Origin of the sequence: Natronorubrum sulfidifaciens JCM 14089, from assembly GCF_000337735.1 — an archaeon.
Lineage (GTDB): Archaea > Halobacteriota > Halobacteria > Halobacteriales > Natrialbaceae > Natronorubrum > Natronorubrum sulfidifaciens.
Map to the genome: position 1 here is coordinate 41,121 of NZ_AOHX01000029.1, position 16,862 is coordinate 57,982.

Genomic DNA, 16,862 nt, shown 5'->3' on the forward strand with positions numbered 1-16,862 from the left:
AAACGAAAGAAAACCGGGAGCTTAGCGTGCGGCTGCCGCGACGCGCTCTTTCTCTTCTTTCTGACTGACCGCGTAGGTCTGGACGTCGTAGTTGGCCGCGCCAGTAAGCTGGCTGGCGATGGCCTCTGCGACGGGCGTCGGGGTCTTGAACGAGTCGTTGTAGACGCCTTCAGCGAGGAACTTCAGGGCCTGGTCGACACGACGCTGTGGTGCGACGTCGACGGCCTTGGGGACCGAGATGCCACCGTATTTGAGGCGGACGGTCTCCTCGCGTGGGGCTGCGTTCTCGACGGCGGTGACGAGCACCTGAATCGGGTTCTCGTCGGTGCGCTCGTGGATGAGTTCGAACGCATCACGCACGTGGTTGAGCGTCTGCTGTTTCTTGCCCGTGTTCTCTTCGGTCTGCATCAAGCGGTTGATAAAGCGCTCGACGATCGAGATCTGGGACTTCTTGAACTGCTTGCTGGCGTGGCGACCGGCGGTGTGGGCGACCGGCGTCACCGTGATGTAGCGTTCGGTGGATGGGTCGTTGTACGCGATTTCGTCGATTTCCCACGTGCCGAACAGCTTCGCGCCGACGTCTGCGCCACCTGCGGGGGCGTCTGGGTCGGGTTGGTCTTCTGCAGCCATGATTATCGCACCGGTTTCTCTGCGTTGCCGCGAACCAGTTCTTTCAGCGCAACACCGTTGACCTTGTCAACCTTGTAGTTGACACCGGAGAGGTCACCCATCGCACGACCCTTTGCCCCACCGATACCAGCGATGGTGACTTCGTCGTGTTCGTCGATGAAGCTGATTGCGCCGTCACCGGGACAGAACGCGGTGACCTGTTTGCCGTTTTTGATCAGCTGGACTCGGACACACTTTCGGATTGCCGAGTTGGGCTGTTTTGCTTCGATGCCGACCTTCTCCAGTACAATCCCTCGAGCCTGCGGAGCACCCTCGAGTGGGTCGGACTTCTCGCGAAGTCCACGGGCGCGGCGCGCGTAGTCAGAGTCGGACCACCGCTGGTTCTGGCGGTCCTTCTTGAGCTTGCGCGCGGCATACTTGCCGTTTGCCATAGTATCCATCGCTATCCGACGAAGGCACTTAAGCATCCCTGTTTCGAGTCGCCATTACGCCACGAGAGTCCTCGAGGGACCCCGCTCGCCGAATCTGAGCGCGTTTCGTGACCCGAGTTACGGATGGAGAACGGCCTAGCGCGTCTCGGCGGGCGCGAGGAAGCCGAACTGCTCGGCTGCCATTGCGATCGCTAAAACGTGAACGCGATCCGGAAAAGCCCCGTCGCGAGTAAATCGACCGCAGGTGATCAGATCAACTGCACGTCGTCGATGCCGAAGTGGCGATCGGCGAGGGTTCGTGCAGCCTCGATCGTGCGGCCGTTCGTTCCGATCGCGACACCACGATCGGAGTCGGCAACTTCGACGTAGGCGACGGTATCGTCGTTTTCGCTGATCGTGACGTTGTATACCGCCGCCGGGGCGAGTGTGTTCGCGACGAACGTCTCGGAATCGTCAGCGTCTTCGACGAGCCTGACGGGAAGCCCGACGCGCTCTTCGTACTGGCGAACGGTTCGTCCGTTTGGACCGATCGCCCTGCTCATTTGTCCACTCGAGACGACCACGAGGAGTCGTTTGCCCTCGGTGTCGCCGTCGGTCGGCTCGGTAACGAGACAGTCAGTGCCGTCGACGCCAGTTACGTCCTCGAACGCGGCGAGATACTGGCGGGCGTCGTCGTCGAGGGTAACACCCATCGATCAGTCGGCCTGACTGCTGCCGGAGCCGGAACTCGTCGACCCCATCCGGAGGTCGACGTCACCGGTACCGAGCTTGATCGGTTTCCCGACGATGACGTTCTCCGTCACGCCGTCTAAGTCGTCGACTTCGCCGTGGATTGCAGCGTTGAGCAGGTGGTTGACAGTCACTTCGAACGCCGCCCGGGCCAGCACCGACTCCTTCGATCCGGAGATGCCGTGACGACCGATCGACTCGATCTCGCCACGGTTGGTCATCATGTCGGCGACCAACATCAGGTGGCGAACGTTGACGTCGTCAAGTCCCTGCTCGGCCAGCGTGTTGTTCGTTTCCTCGATGATCGCCTCGCGAGCGGCCTCGATACCGAGGTTGCGGTGGATCTCGTGGATGTTATTACACGTCGTGCGCGAGGCGTCGACACCCTCGATCTCGAGGGCGTCACCGAAGGCCGACCCTTCGGTGTAGAGGACGAACTCCTCGCCGTCCTCGAGTTCTTCGCGGCGGATGACAACGCGGGAGATATCCTCGATCCCTTTGAATGTGATGTCTCGCAGCTCTTCGACGAGCTGGAGCAGATCGCGGTAGGACGGCTCCTCGGGGCCGAACTGGATCTCGGTTCCCTGCTGGATCGTGCTCACGCCGAGGTTGTCCTCGATGATCGAGGCGACCTCTTCGGGCGTGATCATGCGCTCTTTGAGGGTGTCCTCGTTGAGCGAGATCTGGACGCGCATGTCCGCGACGTTGGTCGAAACGTCACCCAACGCGAGGATCTTCGTCGCCTCGAGGTTCCAGACGACCTCGTGGGCACGTTCGCGCTCGGTGGCGTACTCGTCTTCGAGATAGACGGTCATCATCGGCGTATCCGGGGTCTTCCGGGCGTCGACGAGTTCGATCAGTCGTGGCAGCCCCTGAGTCACGTCGATCTCTGCGACACCGGCGTAGTGGAACGTGTTCATCGTCAGCTGCGTTCCGGGTTCGCCGATCGACTGGGCGGAGACGGTGCCGACGGGGTCGAGCGGATCGACCCGCGTGTCGAGATAGCGCGCTTCGACGGCCTTTGCGATGGCGTCTGCGTCCTCGATTGAGATGTCGTCCCTGGCCTCGAGTGTCTCGTAGACGTTGTTCTTGAGGCGACGGGGGAGATCGGTGTCCTCGACGACAGCGATCATGTCGTCGGTGACGTCGTAGCTAACCTCAGTCATCGGAGGTCACCTCCGTTGAGTCGACAACTCGACTATCCGCATGCTCGGAGAGGTTCGTCGGTGCCGGCTTTCTGGTGACGAACGCTTCTCGTGCCTCCTCGGAGTCGAACTCGGACTCGAGCACTCGGTCGGCGATCGAATCGACGTCGATGTCGTTGTCGTCGCCGGACGAGACCAGGACTGGCGACGTGCCGTCCTCGCCGAACTCGAACTGGACGATCGTATCCGAGGTGTCCCGGACGGTGCCGTCGTACTGGGTCTCGAGTTCCGAGAGGGCGTTGATCAGCCGGCGCTGGAGATACCCGGACTTGGAGGTTCGGACTGCAGTGTCGACCAGTCCTTCGCGGCCACCCATCGCGTGGAAGAAGAACTCCCGTGGGGTCAGCCCGCTCGTATAGGAGTTCTCGACGAAGCCGTGGGCCTCCGCCGAGAGATCGTTCGGCTCGTAGTGGCTGAGGGTTCGGTCCTCGTAGCCACGGTTGATTCGCTCGCCTCGAACTGCCTGCTGGCCGACCGCACCGGCCATCTGGGTCAGGTTGAGCATCGACCCACGCGCACCGGAGTTTGCCATGACGACGGCGGGGTTGTCGTCTTCGAAGTGCTCGTCGGCGATGTTCCCGGCGTTGTCACGCGCACGCGAGAGTGTCTGCATGATCTTCATCTCGAGGGTCTCGTCGAGTGTTCGACCCGGCAGGGACTCGAGTTCGCCCCGTTCGTAGGCTTCGATGAGTTCCTCGACGCGGTCGTTGGCGTCGTCGATCGTCTCGTCGATGCGAGCCTGTGCCTCGCCGGGGATGGTCTCGTCGTCGATCCCGATCGAGAACCCGAAGTGCATGATCGCACGCATCGCCAGCGTCGAAATCTCGTTGACGAAGATCCGGGCGCGCGTGTTGCCGTAGACTTTCGTGATCGTGTCGACGATTTCGCCACCGAACTCGCCAACCTCGTCTTCGGCAATGGTGCCCTCGAGGAGCTGTCCGTCCTCGATGATGACGTCTTCGCCGATCGTCCCGGTGAACTCGAGGTTGAGGTCGTTGGGCAGCAGTTCGGAGAAGACGTCGTAACCGGTCCAGAACGGCTTGCCTTCGTCGTCGATTCCGCTTGGCTCGGGCAGCTCGTCGATCCGCGTCGCACGGAGCAAGTCGAGTGCCTGCGTTTCGTTGAATCGTGGATTGTCGTGGGTGAGCAGGTACGTCCCACTGATGTGGTCCTGAATGGCCCCGATGATGTTCTCACCGAATCGGGGTGAGAGCATCTGTTCTTGGACACGCATGAGCACGCGCGCCTCGGCGCGGGCCTCCTCGTTCTGGAGGGCGTGCATGTTCATCTCGTCGCCGTCGAAGTCGGCGTTGTACGGCGGACAGACGACGGTGTTGAGTCGGAACGTCTTGTACGGCATGACCACGACCTCGTGGGCCATGATCGACATCCGGTGGAGCGATGGCTGCCGGTTGAAGATGATGATGTCGCCGTCGATGAGATGACGGTTGACCTCCCAGCCGGCCTCGACTTTCTCGGCGAGCTGTTCGCAGTTCTTCTCGGTGACTTTGAGTCGTCGCCCGTCCGGTCGGCGAACGTAGTTCGCACCGGGGTGGCCTTCCGGCCCGTTCGAGACGAACCGTCGAGCCTCCTCGAGGTTGCGCTCGGTGACGTTCATCGTCTGAGTCATCTCCTTGGCGACCCGATCCGGGACACCGACCTCGTTCAGGCTCAGCGTCGGGTCCGGCGAGATGACGGTTCGGTCGGAGAAGTTGACACGTTTCCCGGACAGCGAGCCACGGAAGCGACCTTCTTTCCCTTTGAGTCGCTGGGAGAGGGTTTTGAGCGGCCGCCCCGAGCGGTGACGAGCGGGTGGCGTTCCCGAAATCTCGTTGTCCATGAAGGTGGTGACGTGGTACTGGAGCAGCTCCCAGAGGTCCTCGATGATCAGCTGTGGGGCACCGGCCTCACGGTTCTCCATGAACCGCTGGTTGATCCGGATGATGTCCACGAGTTTGTGGGTCAGGTCGTCTTCGGAGCGCTGGCCGTTGTCGAGCGTGATCGACGGCCGTGCCGTTACGGGCGGCACCGGCAGCACCGTCAGGATCATCCACTCCGGTCGGGAGCGTTCGGGGTTGATCCCGAGGACTTCGATGTCCTCGTCGGGGATGGCTTCGAACCAGTCCCGGATGTCGGAGGGCATCAGCTTGTTCGTGTCCTCTTCCGTGAGGTCGATGTCAAGCGCCTTCTCGATGGACTTGCGCTGACTCTCGCGTGGACGGAACGATCCCGAGAGAATCTCGTTGATCCGAGTGAGGTCGATCTCGGTCTCCTCGGCGAGTTCGTCCGGCGCCATCCGTTCACCATCCTCACCACCCTGCATCGCCGCCGCGATGCGCTGGGAGTACTCGCTGGTGAGTACCTGCTGGACCTCGTAATACGTCGTCGGCTTCTCGTGGTCGATGTCGTACTGGATCTCGCCACAGTGTGGACAGCGATCCTTCTTGCGAGCCTGTCGAATCGCAGCTTTGGTTACGTCGTTCAGATCGCGGCTCAGTTTTCGCGATTCTTCGATGTCTGCACGGAACTCGTCGCGTTCGTCCTCCGTCAACAGGAGTTTCGAACACTCACGGCACGTGCCACGAAGCAGGCGTCGAATGAGCTTCGTAAAGCCGACGTGAATCACGGGCGCAGCGAGTTCGATGTGGCCGAAGTGGCCGTTACACGAACCCGAATGTTGGCCACAGGTCTTACACTCGAGGCCGGGGTCGATCACGCCGAGTCGGGGGTCCATCAGTCCCATGTCGATGGGGAACCCGTCGTCGTCGTAGGTGTCGGCGGTGATGATCTTCGTCGCGCTCATCTCCCGGTACTCTTCGGGCTCCATGAGCCCGAAGTTGATCGCTCCGATGTCTTTTGGTGTGCTGTGTTGCATGGTTTAGACGGCGTCTGCCAGTTCGAGTCGTGGTGCGATACCCAGCGCCTTCATCTCGTCTAAGAGGAGTTTGAAGGCGTAGCTCATCTCGATCTCGTGGATATCGGTCTCCTCGTCACAGTTCGGGCAGTAGACACGCCGCTGTTCGACGTTTTCGACCGCGCTCATCCCACACTGCCCACAGACGTGGATGAACTCACGGTCGGACTCGTCTAGCAGTCGTTCTTTCAGCGTCATCGCGGCCCCGTGGCCGATGAACACGTCCCGTTCCATCTCCCCGATACGAAGCCCACCTTCGCGAGCACGACCCTCCGTCGGCTGGCGGGTCAGCACCTGCACTGGCCCGCGCGAACGGGCGTGTAGTTTGTTCGAGACCATGTGGTAGAGCTTCTGGTAGAAAATGATCCCAACGAAGATCTCGGCCTCGATCTTCTCGCCGGTGACGCCGGAGTACATGACCTCCTTGCCCGCGGAGTTGAAGCCAGCGTCCTCGAGTCCCTCTCGAAGCTCGGATTCGTCTTCGCCGAGGAACGGCGTGCCGTCGACACGACGGCCTTCCATCGCACCGAGTTTGCCGCCGATCATCTCGAGGATGTGCCCGACGGTCATCCGCGACGGCAGCGCGTGCGGGTTGAGGACGAGGTCGGGAACGACGCCGTCCTGTGTGAACGGCATGTCTTCTTGTGGGGCAAGGTGGCCGACAACTCCCTTCTGGCCGTGGCGACTCGCGAACTTGTCCCCGAGTTCGGGGATTCGTTCGTCACGCACCGAGACCTTCGAGAGCTTCGAGCCGTCTTCGCCTTCCATCAGCGTGACGGTGTCGACGACACCGGATTCGCCAGAGCGCATCGTCACCGACGTCTCGCGGCGTTTCTGTGGCGAGAGACCACCCATATCGTCGGGTTCCTCCAAGAAGCGTGGCGGGGAGGTCTTCCCGAGCAACACCGAGTTCTCGTCGACTCTGGTCTCGGGGTTGACGAGGCCGTCGTCGTCCAAGTGTGTGTACGCTTCCTCACCGCGTGCGCCACGAACGTCCTGACTTGGGATTTCGAAGCGGTCTTCCTGTCCACCGGGGTAGCGTCGCTCCTCGCCCTCGTAGGTCCGGAAGAAATGCGAGCGAGCGAGTGCACGCTCGACGCTGGCTTTGTTCATGACCAGCGCGTCCTCGATGTTGAACCCTTCATAGCTCATCACGGCGACGACGAAGTTCTGTGCGGCAGGCCGCTCGTCGAAGCCGATCTGTTCGGTCGTCTGCGTCTTGACCATCGAGAGCTGCGGGTAGTGCAGCAGGTGCTGGCGCGTGTCCGGCCGGATTCGGTAGTTCGCACTCGGGAGTCCGAGCGACTGTTTGACCATCCCTGCACCCATCGTAATACGCGGGCTGGCGTTGTGTTCTGGGTACGGAATCATCCCCGCACCGATCCCGAAGATCAGCTGTGGGTCGATCTCGAGGTGAGTGTGTTTCTCATTGAGATCGTCCTCGTCGACGGCGACGTAGATGTCCTCTTCTTCCTCGGCGTCGATGAACTCGATGTAGCCGTGGTCGACGAGGTCCTCGAACTCGAGGTCGCCCTGTTCGAGCGCGTCGATCTCCTGATCGGTGATCCGGGGCTCGCCGTCTTCGACGACCAGCAGTGGGCGTCGTGCACGCCCGGCGTCGGCGTTGACGATCACTTCGCGGGTGCGCTCTTTGACCGAGACGTTGACCATCTCGCTGACGTCGCCGATTCGTCGCGCTTCGCGGATCTGTTCTGCGAGTTCGTGCGGGTCAGGGTGTGTCCCGACCAGTGACCCGTTGACGTAGACCTTGGCTTCTCGTTGTTGGCTGCTCATTGTATTAGTCGTCTGCCGTCGATGTCGATCGTTCGATGCCCTCGAGGCCCGGAATGCCCTCGACGCCCATCGATGCCAGTTCGCGTTTGAGTTCCTGTTCGTCCTCGACGTTCTGGGAAAGCTCCATCGCCTGTGCGAAGTTCTTCACCAGCCCACAGTTTGGCCCTTCAGGCGTCTCGGAGGGACAGATACGACCCCACTGGGTCGCGTGTAAGTCCCGTGCCTCGAAGTGGGGCTGACTGCGCGAGAGCGGACTGCGCAGTCGGCGAAGGTGAGAGAGAACCCCCATGAAGTCCGTCCGATCGACCAACTGGCTCACGCCGGAACGGCCACCGACCCAGTTCCCCGTCGCGATCGGATGCTCGAGGCGTTCGGTAAGCACGTCCGAGCGCACGACCGTCGACACCGAGAGGTTACGGTTTCGCATGTTCGCGCGCTCGAGTTGGTATTTCACGTCCCGTGCCAGCTTGTTCAGCGCGGTCCGGAACAGGTCTTTCATCAGGTCGCCGCTGACCTTGAGGCGTTTGTTGGCGTAGTGGTCCTTGTCGTCGGATTCCCGTCGGTTGAGCGCGAGTTCGAAACAGGCCTCGGCCATCCGACAGAGGTAGTGGGCCTTGTTGATCCGGACGTCTTCTTCCTCGACGCCGTCCTCGTGGAGATGCGGCAGGAGATACCGGTCGATGACGTAGTTCGCGCGTTTGAGCTGGTAGTTTTTCCCCTGCCCCGACGCGACGCGTTTTCCGAGCGTCTCGATCGCTTCCTCTTCGGTTTGGACCTCCGCTTCCTCCAAGTTCTCGAGCATGTACTTGACGACCTCGGGGTCGTTCGAGACCTTGTGGACGATCTCCTCGTCGCTCTCGAGGCCAAGCGCACGCACGAGCGTCACGAAGTCGATCGAGCCCGACACCGAGGGGAACGAGACCTCGAGGAGGCCGTCACGGGTTCGCTCACACAGCACCAGTGCACGGTAGCCACGGCGCTGCGAGAAGGTCTTGGCGACCTGAATCTCGTCGCCGTATTTCGTGTCGTACTCGGCGAGGATCTTGTTCGGAGCGAGGTCCTCGCTGGTCATCAGGACGCGCTCGGAGCCGTTGACGATGAAGTAACCGCCGGGGTCGGCGGGGTCTTCGCCGATCTCGATCAGCTCCTCGTCGGAGAAGCCGGCGATGTTACATTTGTCCGAGCCGACCATGATCGGCATCCGACCGATCTTCGTCTCAGTCGAGTCGACGACCCGCTGGTCGCCCTCCTCGCCTTTGACGATCGACATCTCCATGAAGACGGGCGCGGAGTAGGTGATGTTTCGGAGTCGAGCCTCTTGTGGGTAGAGAAGTTCCTCCGAGCCGTCGGCCTCTCGAACACGCGGCGTCACAACTCGAACGTCGCCGAGTTCGACGTGGACCGGCTCCTCACCTTCTTTGTCTCCGATATCGGTTTCGATCGTCGCTTTCTCGTCGACGACTTCCTGCATTCCCCGGTTGAGGAAGGCGTTGAACGAGCGGTAGTGGTGTTCGGCGAGTCGTTCCTTCGAAAAGTATTCGCGCGAAATGTCGCGTCGTTTGGTTCGGTCGAGTTCTGTTGCCATTTATTCCACCACAAGTCGATAAATAATCGCCTGATCGGTCGTCCGTGAGTTTCGAACGATCTTGACGACGTCACCGGCTTCCGCGTCGTCCGGCAGTGCGGCATCTGTCCGTTTGATTTTCGGAAGGTCTGTGCGATCGATGTCGTACTCCGAGAGGACCCCCTCGAGGACGTCATCCTCGAGAACGGTGTGCTCCGGAACGAGTTCGTGTTGGCTTACGTCTACCATGTGTTGAGGTTGATGTGCGTGTGGGCTATCGGGAAAGAAGCGGCTGTCACGAGATACTACAGGCAGATACCGGCGGGACGCATTTAACGGTTACTAACTCGATCGGGAGCAAAGGCTATCCGCCCTGGCAAACCAGACCGGAGGTGCCGAGCACATTCGACAATAGCCCAGTATCAGTTAAATTCCTTATGGAGTGTGTAACTGTCTGACATAGGCGTGCTCGAGGGCCGTTCCGTGTCCCGATTCACCGTACCATACGACTCTCGATTGGAAAGCCTTAAGAAGTTCACCGGGAAAGGAAGAGTTGCAGGAAGCCCGGGTGGTGTAGTGGCCCATCATACAACCCTGTCACGGTTGTGACGCGGGTTCAAATCCCGCCTCGGGCGCTTTCTCAGAACTCAACCTTTCAAAGAGCCAGCTGGCCGTATTGTGTTTTCCGAGCATTGGAGACCACATCGCCGCCACTGAACTAACACGCTGAGAAACTCCACAGCGTCCGTACCGCCTCCGTGGCGGTAACCGATCTCACTTCGAACAGAGAACTAGAGGTGCCACTGAACGTCACTGCACACCGCATCGCACGACAGGAGCGCGGGTCGACGCGACCGTCGGAGCGGCCGCGGGTCGGAGCGAGCGACGTGAGCGAGACCCGCGGAAACGCGAACGGGGAGGAACGACCCATGAGCGAGAACCGCGAACTGGCGAGCGGGGAACGACGTGACCTGTGCGCTGTGCGATGCGTGTGTACATCGGTTCAGTTGTTACTCTACCTCGACAATCGAGTTAAATGGTAACAAACAGTATGAGTGACATTATCTCATGACTGAAATCTCGTCACAACAGCTGGCTAAACGTGTCTGTGATGGATGGTAAACAATCTTATAAATATCTATAACACAACCCTTAAGAAGTTCACCGGGAAAGGAAGAGTTGCAGGAAGCCCGGGTGGTGTAGTGGCCCATCATACAACCCTGTCACGGTTGTGACGCGGGTTCAAATCCCGCCTCGGGCGCTTTCTCAGNAAGCCCGGGTGGTGTAGTGGCCCATCATACAACCCTGTCACGGTTGTGACGCGGGTTCAAATCCCGCCTCGGGCGCTTTCTCAGAACTCAACTTCGTTAGCTTGGGTTAGTTACTTATAAACATTGAATTGAGAGGAGAATTCAACGATAAACCGCTCAACGAGTTCATAAGAACTCGTTGAGCGGCTATTTTTATCAGATGCCGCAGCAGCGTTGGTATGCGCAATTCGAAGACAGTCGGAGACGAAACCGAGTCGAGGGCACTTTCGAAACTGATCACAGACGGATACAGCGTTTCGATTCCGTTCGGCGATAACGACAGCTACGACCCCATCGTCGACGACAGTGACGAACTCTATCGAATCCAGTGTAAAACTCTGGCCCAACAAAGACGACACACTTCGATTCAATACACACTCACAGACGACAACAGACGGGTCGTACCACGAACGGACGTATCACGGGGAAATCGATGCGTTTCTCGTCTACTACCCAGCAAACGGGAACTTCTACTGGATTGCTGCTGATGCAACCGAGCAGAAGATAGAGCTCCGTTTCGAGTCCACAATAGATCATCCGTCGATAAATTGGGCCTGCGACTACGAGTTCGACGGCACTATCCCGTAATCGGTCAGATCAAAATACTAATTATTTAGTGTCGCTCTGGTTCTAACTGAAACGCGACTCTCACGAGTGTGTCTCTCCACCCGTCCACTTCGAATATGACCCCACCGATCTCAGTTCTCGTCGTCGATAACGAACCGGGATTCGCCGATCTCGTCGGCGAAATGCTCGAGCGCGAGCACGAGGCGATCGTCGCCGAATCGGCGATGGATGCCGGGGCGGCACTGTCGATCCTCGAGGAGCGCTCGATCGACTGTATCGTCAGCGATTACGAGATGCCACAGCTGACCGGTCTCGAGTTGCTCGAGCAAGTTCGGACGGACGACCCCGAACTCCCGTTTATCCTCTTTACCGGTCGAGGGTCCGAAGAACTCGCCAGTGACGCGATCGCGGCGGGTGTGACCCAGTATCTCCAAAAGGAGTCCGGCAAGAAACAGTACGCCCTGCTCGCAAACCAGATCACCAACGCTGTCTCCCAGTATCGGACCGAAACGGCGCTCCGAGAGAGCGAGCGTCGGTACGAGCGGACGTTGACCACGTTACACGAGACGACACGGGAACTGATGCGCGCAAGCACGAAAGGCGAAATCTACCGCTCGGCGGTCGAGACTGCGGGCGAAATCCTCGACGTCCCCGTCGCAACGGCGTACGCGTTCGAGCCGGTAGACGGACTGCTCGAGCACGTTGCATCGGCCACCGAGTCCGGAACGTTCGCCGATCCAGAACAACAGTTCGAACGCGAGTCGGGGCGCGTCTGGGATGTGTTCTCGGAAGGTGAAAGCGCCTACTACGAGGATGTGAGACGGGAGTCAAGTTGCCCAAAGGCAGTGACTCGAAGCGAGTTGCTCGTCCCGTTGGGGACACACGGGGTGTTGATTGCAGGGACAGTGACCGTCGACGGAATCGACGAGACGATGACGGAGCTGTTGCATATCTTGGCGGCGAACACCGAAGCAGCACTTGATCGGGCCGAGCGTGAGCAGTTGCTGCGGGAAAACGACCGCACGTTGACCCAACAGAACGAGGAGTTGACGCGGCTCAACCACACGAACGAGGTCGTCCGAGAGATCACCCACGGTGTCACACAGGCCTCGACACGGACGGAGATCGAGACGCGAGTGTGCGAACGATTGGCCGACACCGAACGCTACCGCTTCGCCTGGATCGCCTCGAGCGATACCGATCCACCCGAGCCGACCTCGTGGGCCGGCGTCGACGGGACGTTCATCGATCAGGTTTGTGAACCCGGTGTGGACGCACCAGAGCAACAGCTGATCGGAGACGCGCTCGAGGACGAACGCGTTCAGGTCGTCCGTAACGTTCTCGAGGCTGACGGCTGGAGCCATCGTCGAAAGGCGGCGTTGACCTACGGCTATCAGACGATACTCGCCGTGCCGCTGCGAGACGACGAGCGCCGGTATGGCGTGTTGCTCGTCCACGTGGCCGGGACCGATTCCATCGGCGAGCGCGAGCGAGCAGTGCTTGGCGAACTCGGCGAGACGATCGGGCACGCGATTCGGGCGGTCGAGCGCACGCGCGCGATGCTCACTGACAGTCGTCTCGAGCTCGAACTCGCGTGTCACGACTCACGGCTGTTGTTGAACCGGCTCGCCGAGCACGCCGGCGGGCCGGTGGCCATCGAGGGTGTCCTCGACCGAGATGACGAAGCCGTCGTCTTTGGGAGCGTGCCGAGAGAGACGGAACTGGCGACGGTCGAGCAGTGGGCGTCGATCGAGACGCTTTCGGTCGTCTCGGAGGGCGACAGCGAGCTGTTGGTCGAGATGAGGGTTTCCTCGGCACCGGTTTTGGAGATCCTCCGAACGTCGAATATCCAGTTGCGGACCGCAACGGCCCAGAACGGGACGTCACTGCTCGTCCTCGAGGTGCCACAGCGAGTCGAAACCCGGTCGGTACTCGAGACGTTTCGACAGCGATATCCCGAGACGGAACTGGAAGCACGACGCGAAACGACGAGCGCGCGATCGACTCGACAGCTCGATACCCACCTCGAGGAGGAACTGACCGATCGACAGCTCGAAGCGCTGCAGGCGGCGTACTACAGCGGGTTCTTCGAGTGGCCCCGAGAGAGTACTGCCGAAGAGCTCGCGGCGGTACTCGACATTTCCGCACCGACGTATCATTATCACTTGCGCGCAGCGGAGCGGAAACTCGTCACAGTGGCGCTCGATCGGAACACGGAGTGATACTGTCGGACAGCACTCGTTGAAGACATGCACACGCTGACAGCGAGTGCCAACTCAGGTGTGTAACAGCCAGACCGAGACTCGAGCCCCTGTCCGTTCCGTCGGCCGGCATTCCAGCACAGGCAGTTACTACATAATTAGAACAGTAACTCACGACACACTAATCAGTTAGAGAGTATAGTTAACCCTGCTCGACTCATACGTGCATATGGCGATCTGCGATAGCCTGTCGCCACCCCCCAATCCCCCCACCCCACTTTTGAACGGTGACCCAACAGTCCGTCTCCGCGAGCGATAGATTCGAGAGCGGATGTCCCGCCGCGGGAACGAGACGAGCCGCGTGACGGTGTCGTGGCAGTTACGACGAGCCGATCGTGGGTTCGATCACCGCGAACTGACCGAGTGCTCCCACTCGATCCAGTCCTGTTCCCAGCCACGCCGGGATTCGGCACGGCGGACCGCGTGTTCGCGGTCCTCGCGGGCCATCCGGTTTCGCTCGAGGGTGCCGGACTGTTCTCCGTCGACTAACAACGGGGCGAACGAGACGGCCTCGAACCGGGTTCGATCGCCAGTGGCCGAGATCGCCTCGAGTCGCTGGCGTTGACTGCCACGGGGGAAGACGAGTCGGCCGTCGGCAGACAGTTGCTCGAGTACCGCCCGTGGTGGCTCGACGGCTGCGGCCTCGAGCAGGATGCGGTCGAACGGCGCGTACTCGGGGAACCCCTGTGCCCCGTCGCGGCAATCGACGAGCACGCCGTCGTAGCCCGCGCGCTCGAGGTTCTGTCGCGCTTCGATGACGATCGGTCGGGAGATGTCGACGGCGTGGACGTTCGTCGCACCGACGAGTTCGGCGACGACGGCGGCGGTGTAGCCGACGCCAGCCCCAACGATCAGGACCGAATCGTCGTCCTCGAGTGCAAGCGCCTGCAGAACGCGTGCGACTGTCCGTGGCGAGAGGACACGAGTCCCGAGCACCTCGTGCTCGCGATCCGCATACGCCAGTCTCTCGTCGTCGAAAAACTCGTGGCGAGGAACATCGCGCATCGCGACGGCGACGGCCTCGTCCTGCAGGACGTCTTTGGTGGCAGACTCGAGGCCATCGACCATATCCTCTCGCAGTACCGCGGGGTCCATACGCGGAGCTATCGCCCGGGTCGTTATCAATGGCGCGCTTGCGTCACCCACGGACAAAAGCGAAAAGACGGGCTGTCGTCCGGTGTCGTTACCAGGCCGACCAGGCGCTGGTCTGCTCGTCGTAGGCGTACACCCGTTTCGTGTCTTTGGCGAAGATTGTATCCCCGGGTTCTTCGTAGCGGTCCCGGTGGTAGCCGGAGGCGTCCTTGCGCACAACGAAGGCGTCGATTTCGAACTCGTCATCGCCGAACGTCTCTGTCGCGCCGACTTCGAACTCGTAGTCGCCGGGGACGTGGACCGTGATGCTGTGACTGTCGTTTCTCGAGCCGTCCTGTGGGTGGACGGTGATGTTGACCGCGACGTTGTCGACCTCGCGGGTCCAGACGGCCTCAATTTCGTCTGCACTGGCCTTCTCGGTCCGTTTCTGCCCATCGAGTTCGAGACTCGTCACACGAACCGTCGAGAGCACTTCCTCGGTCTCGAGAATGAACTCGTCGCCGACTTCGATGGTCTCGTCTTCGGGCGTCGTCACGTTCGCTGTGAACGATTCGCCGTCTTGGGAGACGATGACATCAAGGGTAACCTCGCGCTCGCGTTCGGGCTGGATCTTGTGAACGTGACTGCACTCGCTACAGCGGACGGTTACGGTGCCGCCGCCTTCGGTCGTCGTCAGCACCTCGTGGACCGTCTCGAGGTCCGGCGAACAGGACGGACACGGCACGGGAATGCGGTCCGGAATATCAGTCATACCGTCCCCTATACGCTACGTCCGTAAAAGGCGATTGAACCTGCTATCGACGCTCACGCACTGCGTGGCAGTTCGACGGTGACGCCGTCAGCAGAGACGGTTGGCTCCCGCAGAATGCCGTCGAGGTGGATCGGCGCTTCGGTTTCGCCACCAATACCCGCGTTGTCACCGATTGCGATATGGACGGTGCCGGCGGCTTTCTCGTCTAAAAGGACCGAGCCGACGAGGTCCGTGACGGCGACGTTCGTGCCGATTCCCAACTCCGCAAGATTGTACGCCGCGTCGCCGACGTCTTCGGCCGCGCTCTCGACCGTCTCGCGGATCTCGTCGTCCGAAATGTGCGTGACCAGACCGTCTTCGACTTCGAACGTGAGTCGTTGGTCGTCCTCGAGCAACCCGTGGGGACGCATCGTGCCGTCGACGACGAACGTCCCATCGGCACTGACGGGACTGACAAACACCTCGCCCGCAGGCAGGTTCGACATCTGGCCGGCCTCGTGGACGATCCCGGTGTCGGAGAGCCACGCTCGGTCACCGATGTCGAACGTGATGTCGGTGCCGGCGGGCGTCGTCACGCGGATTTCGTCGGCGTCGGCGACCTGTTCGACGACGGCTTCGCAGTGGGCCGCGATCGACTCGTAGTCGGCGTCGAGACCGGTGGTAAAGACTTCCTCGGTGATCCCCGGCAGCGTCGCAACACGGGCTCCGGCGTCGTTGGCCTCGGTACGAGCGCGCGTGTGACTCAGGCTCTTGGTCGTCGGCGCGAGCACGACGTCGGCACCGGCCATCGCCGCCGCGACGGGGGCTGGCGGCTCGCTTCCATGGGTCTCCCCCGGCGGATAGCGGACGATCACCGCGTCGTCGGTGATCTCGCTGGCAACTGCGTACAGCGACTCACCGATCGGCTCGCGTTTGTCGTCGGTTACGATCGCACAGGACTCGGTGGCCTCGAGGGCCAGACACTGACGAATCGCCGTCTCGGACGCAGTACGAAGATCGGACATACCCGTATGTACTCGAGAGTGCCGAAAGCTGTTATCCTTGGCCGATTCGTTGTTGACTGGCGAACAGGTTCGTCGTGACGTTCGCTGTGACGGTCCCGTTCGCACGGAGACCACGAACGCTGTCAGCAGTATCGTGCAAGCGATGTGACGACGATCAGTGCGACGACTGTGCTGGCGACACCGAAGCCGGGGGTCCCATCGCTCGAGGACTGCGTTTCGAGATCGGTGTCAGTGTCGTCCAACTCGCCGATGACGGTCACCGCGTTCGATTCCGAACCGTCGACAGTTGCGTCGTTTACGGCCTCGACCGTGTACTGCTGGTCGCCGTTGCCGTCGGCGGTGAGTTCGAACACGAGCGTCTCGCGTTCGCCGGGTGCGAGCGTGAGCGACGTCGACTGTTTCGTCTCGTCGCCCAACAGCAGTGAGACGTTGTGTGTCCCCTCGAGTGCGCCCACATTCTCGATAGTCGCCGTGACGTCGGCCGTCTCATCGCCCTCGAGCGGCGACGCTGCCGCTAACGGAGCCAGCAAACAGGATGGCAATCGCGACGAGAGAAACGCCCACAAGAAGGAGTAGACGGGATGAGATGCGAGCACGCTGCCAACTGCTT

At 60.9% G+C, this 16,862-nt stretch carries 13 protein-coding genes, 3 tRNA genes and 1 pseudogene; 5 read left to right on the forward strand and 12 right to left on the reverse strand.

Annotated features, from left to right (window positions below):
• Positions 1 to 21 precede the first annotated feature (21 nt).
• The 8 genes from C495_RS05835 to C495_RS05870 form a co-directional block, all read right to left on the reverse strand.
• Complete coding sequence (locus C495_RS05835; RefSeq protein ID WP_008160923.1) at positions 22 to 630, reverse strand: 30S ribosomal protein S7; 609 nt, start codon at positions 628 to 630, stop codon at positions 22 to 24.
• 2 nt (positions 631 to 632) lie between these two features.
• Positions 633 to 1,061, reverse strand: a complete 429-nt coding sequence (locus C495_RS05840; RefSeq protein ID WP_004267302.1) for a 30S ribosomal protein S12 — start codon at positions 1,059 to 1,061, stop codon at positions 633 to 635.
• Between the two features lie 248 nt (positions 1,062 to 1,309).
• Positions 1,310 to 1,753 (reverse strand): NusA-like transcription termination signal-binding factor, encoded by a 444-nt coding sequence (locus C495_RS05845; RefSeq protein WP_008160925.1) that lies wholly within the window; start codon positions 1,751 to 1,753, stop codon positions 1,310 to 1,312.
• Positions 1,754 to 1,756: 3 nt separating this feature from the next.
• Entirely contained in the window at positions 1,757 to 2,956 is a 1,200-nt protein-coding gene (gene rpoA2 / locus C495_RS05850) for a DNA-directed RNA polymerase subunit A'' (protein WP_008160927.1), read from the reverse strand.
• Positions 2,949 to 5,870 (reverse strand): DNA-directed RNA polymerase subunit A', encoded by a 2,922-nt coding sequence (locus tag C495_RS05855; protein WP_008160929.1) that lies wholly within the window; start codon positions 5,868 to 5,870, stop codon positions 2,949 to 2,951. Before C495_RS05855 ends, rpoA2 begins: the two co-directional genes overlap by 8 nt.
• Positions 5,871 to 5,873: 3 nt before the next feature.
• The gene (rpoB, locus tag C495_RS05860) at positions 5,874 to 7,703 is read right to left on the reverse strand and encodes a DNA-directed RNA polymerase subunit B (RefSeq protein WP_008160931.1); all 1,830 of its coding nucleotides are present in this window, start codon (positions 7,701 to 7,703) and stop codon (positions 5,874 to 5,876) included.
• Between the two features lie 4 nt (positions 7,704 to 7,707).
• On the reverse strand, positions 7,708 to 9,288 hold the full coding sequence (locus C495_RS05865) for a DNA-directed RNA polymerase subunit B'' (RefSeq protein ID WP_008160933.1): 1,581 nt from the start codon (positions 9,286 to 9,288) through the stop codon (positions 7,708 to 7,710).
• Complete coding sequence (locus tag C495_RS05870; protein WP_008160935.1) at positions 9,289 to 9,516, reverse strand: DNA-directed RNA polymerase subunit H; 228 nt, start codon at positions 9,514 to 9,516, stop codon at positions 9,289 to 9,291.
• 313 nt (positions 9,517 to 9,829) lie between these two features.
• On the opposite strand from C495_RS05870, the gene C495_RS05875 reads away from it, so the two are divergent.
• The 5 genes and pseudogenes from C495_RS05875 to C495_RS05900 all read left to right on the forward strand — a co-directional run bounded on the left by C495_RS05875 (position 9,830) and on the right by C495_RS05900 (position 13,366).
• A tRNA-Asp gene (locus tag C495_RS05875) sits at positions 9,830 to 9,902 on the forward strand.
• Positions 9,903 to 10,455: 553 nt separating this feature from the next.
• Positions 10,456 to 10,528, forward strand: a tRNA-Asp gene (locus tag C495_RS05885).
• Between the two features lie 12 nt (positions 10,529 to 10,540).
• Positions 10,541 to 10,613 (forward strand) — tRNA-Asp (locus tag C495_RS05890).
• A gap of 143 nt (positions 10,614 to 10,756) precedes the next feature.
• Positions 10,757 to 11,165, forward strand: a pseudogene (locus C495_RS05895) (group I intron-associated PD-(D/E)XK endonuclease).
• A gap of 95 nt (positions 11,166 to 11,260) precedes the next feature.
• On the forward strand, positions 11,261 to 13,366 hold the full coding sequence (locus C495_RS05900; protein ID WP_008160940.1) for a bacterio-opsin activator domain-containing protein: 2,106 nt from the start codon (positions 11,261 to 11,263) through the stop codon (positions 13,364 to 13,366).
• A 384-nt stretch (positions 13,367 to 13,750) separates the two neighbouring features.
• Here the strand turns inward: C495_RS05900 and C495_RS05905 are convergent, their stop codons facing one another.
• The 4 genes from C495_RS05905 to C495_RS05920 form a co-directional block, all read right to left on the reverse strand.
• Positions 13,751 to 14,500, reverse strand: coding sequence for a protein-L-isoaspartate O-methyltransferase family protein (locus C495_RS05905; RefSeq protein ID WP_008160942.1), 750 nt, complete (start codon positions 14,498 to 14,500; stop codon positions 13,751 to 13,753).
• Between the two features lie 88 nt (positions 14,501 to 14,588).
• Positions 14,589 to 15,248 (reverse strand): HVO_0476 family zinc finger protein, encoded by a 660-nt coding sequence (locus C495_RS05910; protein ID WP_008160944.1) that lies wholly within the window; start codon positions 15,246 to 15,248, stop codon positions 14,589 to 14,591.
• Between the two features lie 53 nt (positions 15,249 to 15,301).
• Positions 15,302 to 16,252, reverse strand: coding sequence for an aminopeptidase (locus tag C495_RS05915; protein WP_008160946.1), 951 nt, complete (start codon positions 16,250 to 16,252; stop codon positions 15,302 to 15,304).
• Positions 16,253 to 16,374: 122 nt separating this feature from the next.
• Positions 16,375 to 16,848 carry a CARDB domain-containing protein gene (locus C495_RS05920; protein ID WP_049890172.1) on the reverse strand — a complete coding sequence of 158 codons (474 nt, stop codon included), beginning with the start codon at positions 16,846 to 16,848 and terminating at the stop codon, positions 16,375 to 16,377.
• Between the last annotated feature and the right edge of the window lie 14 nt (positions 16,849 to 16,862).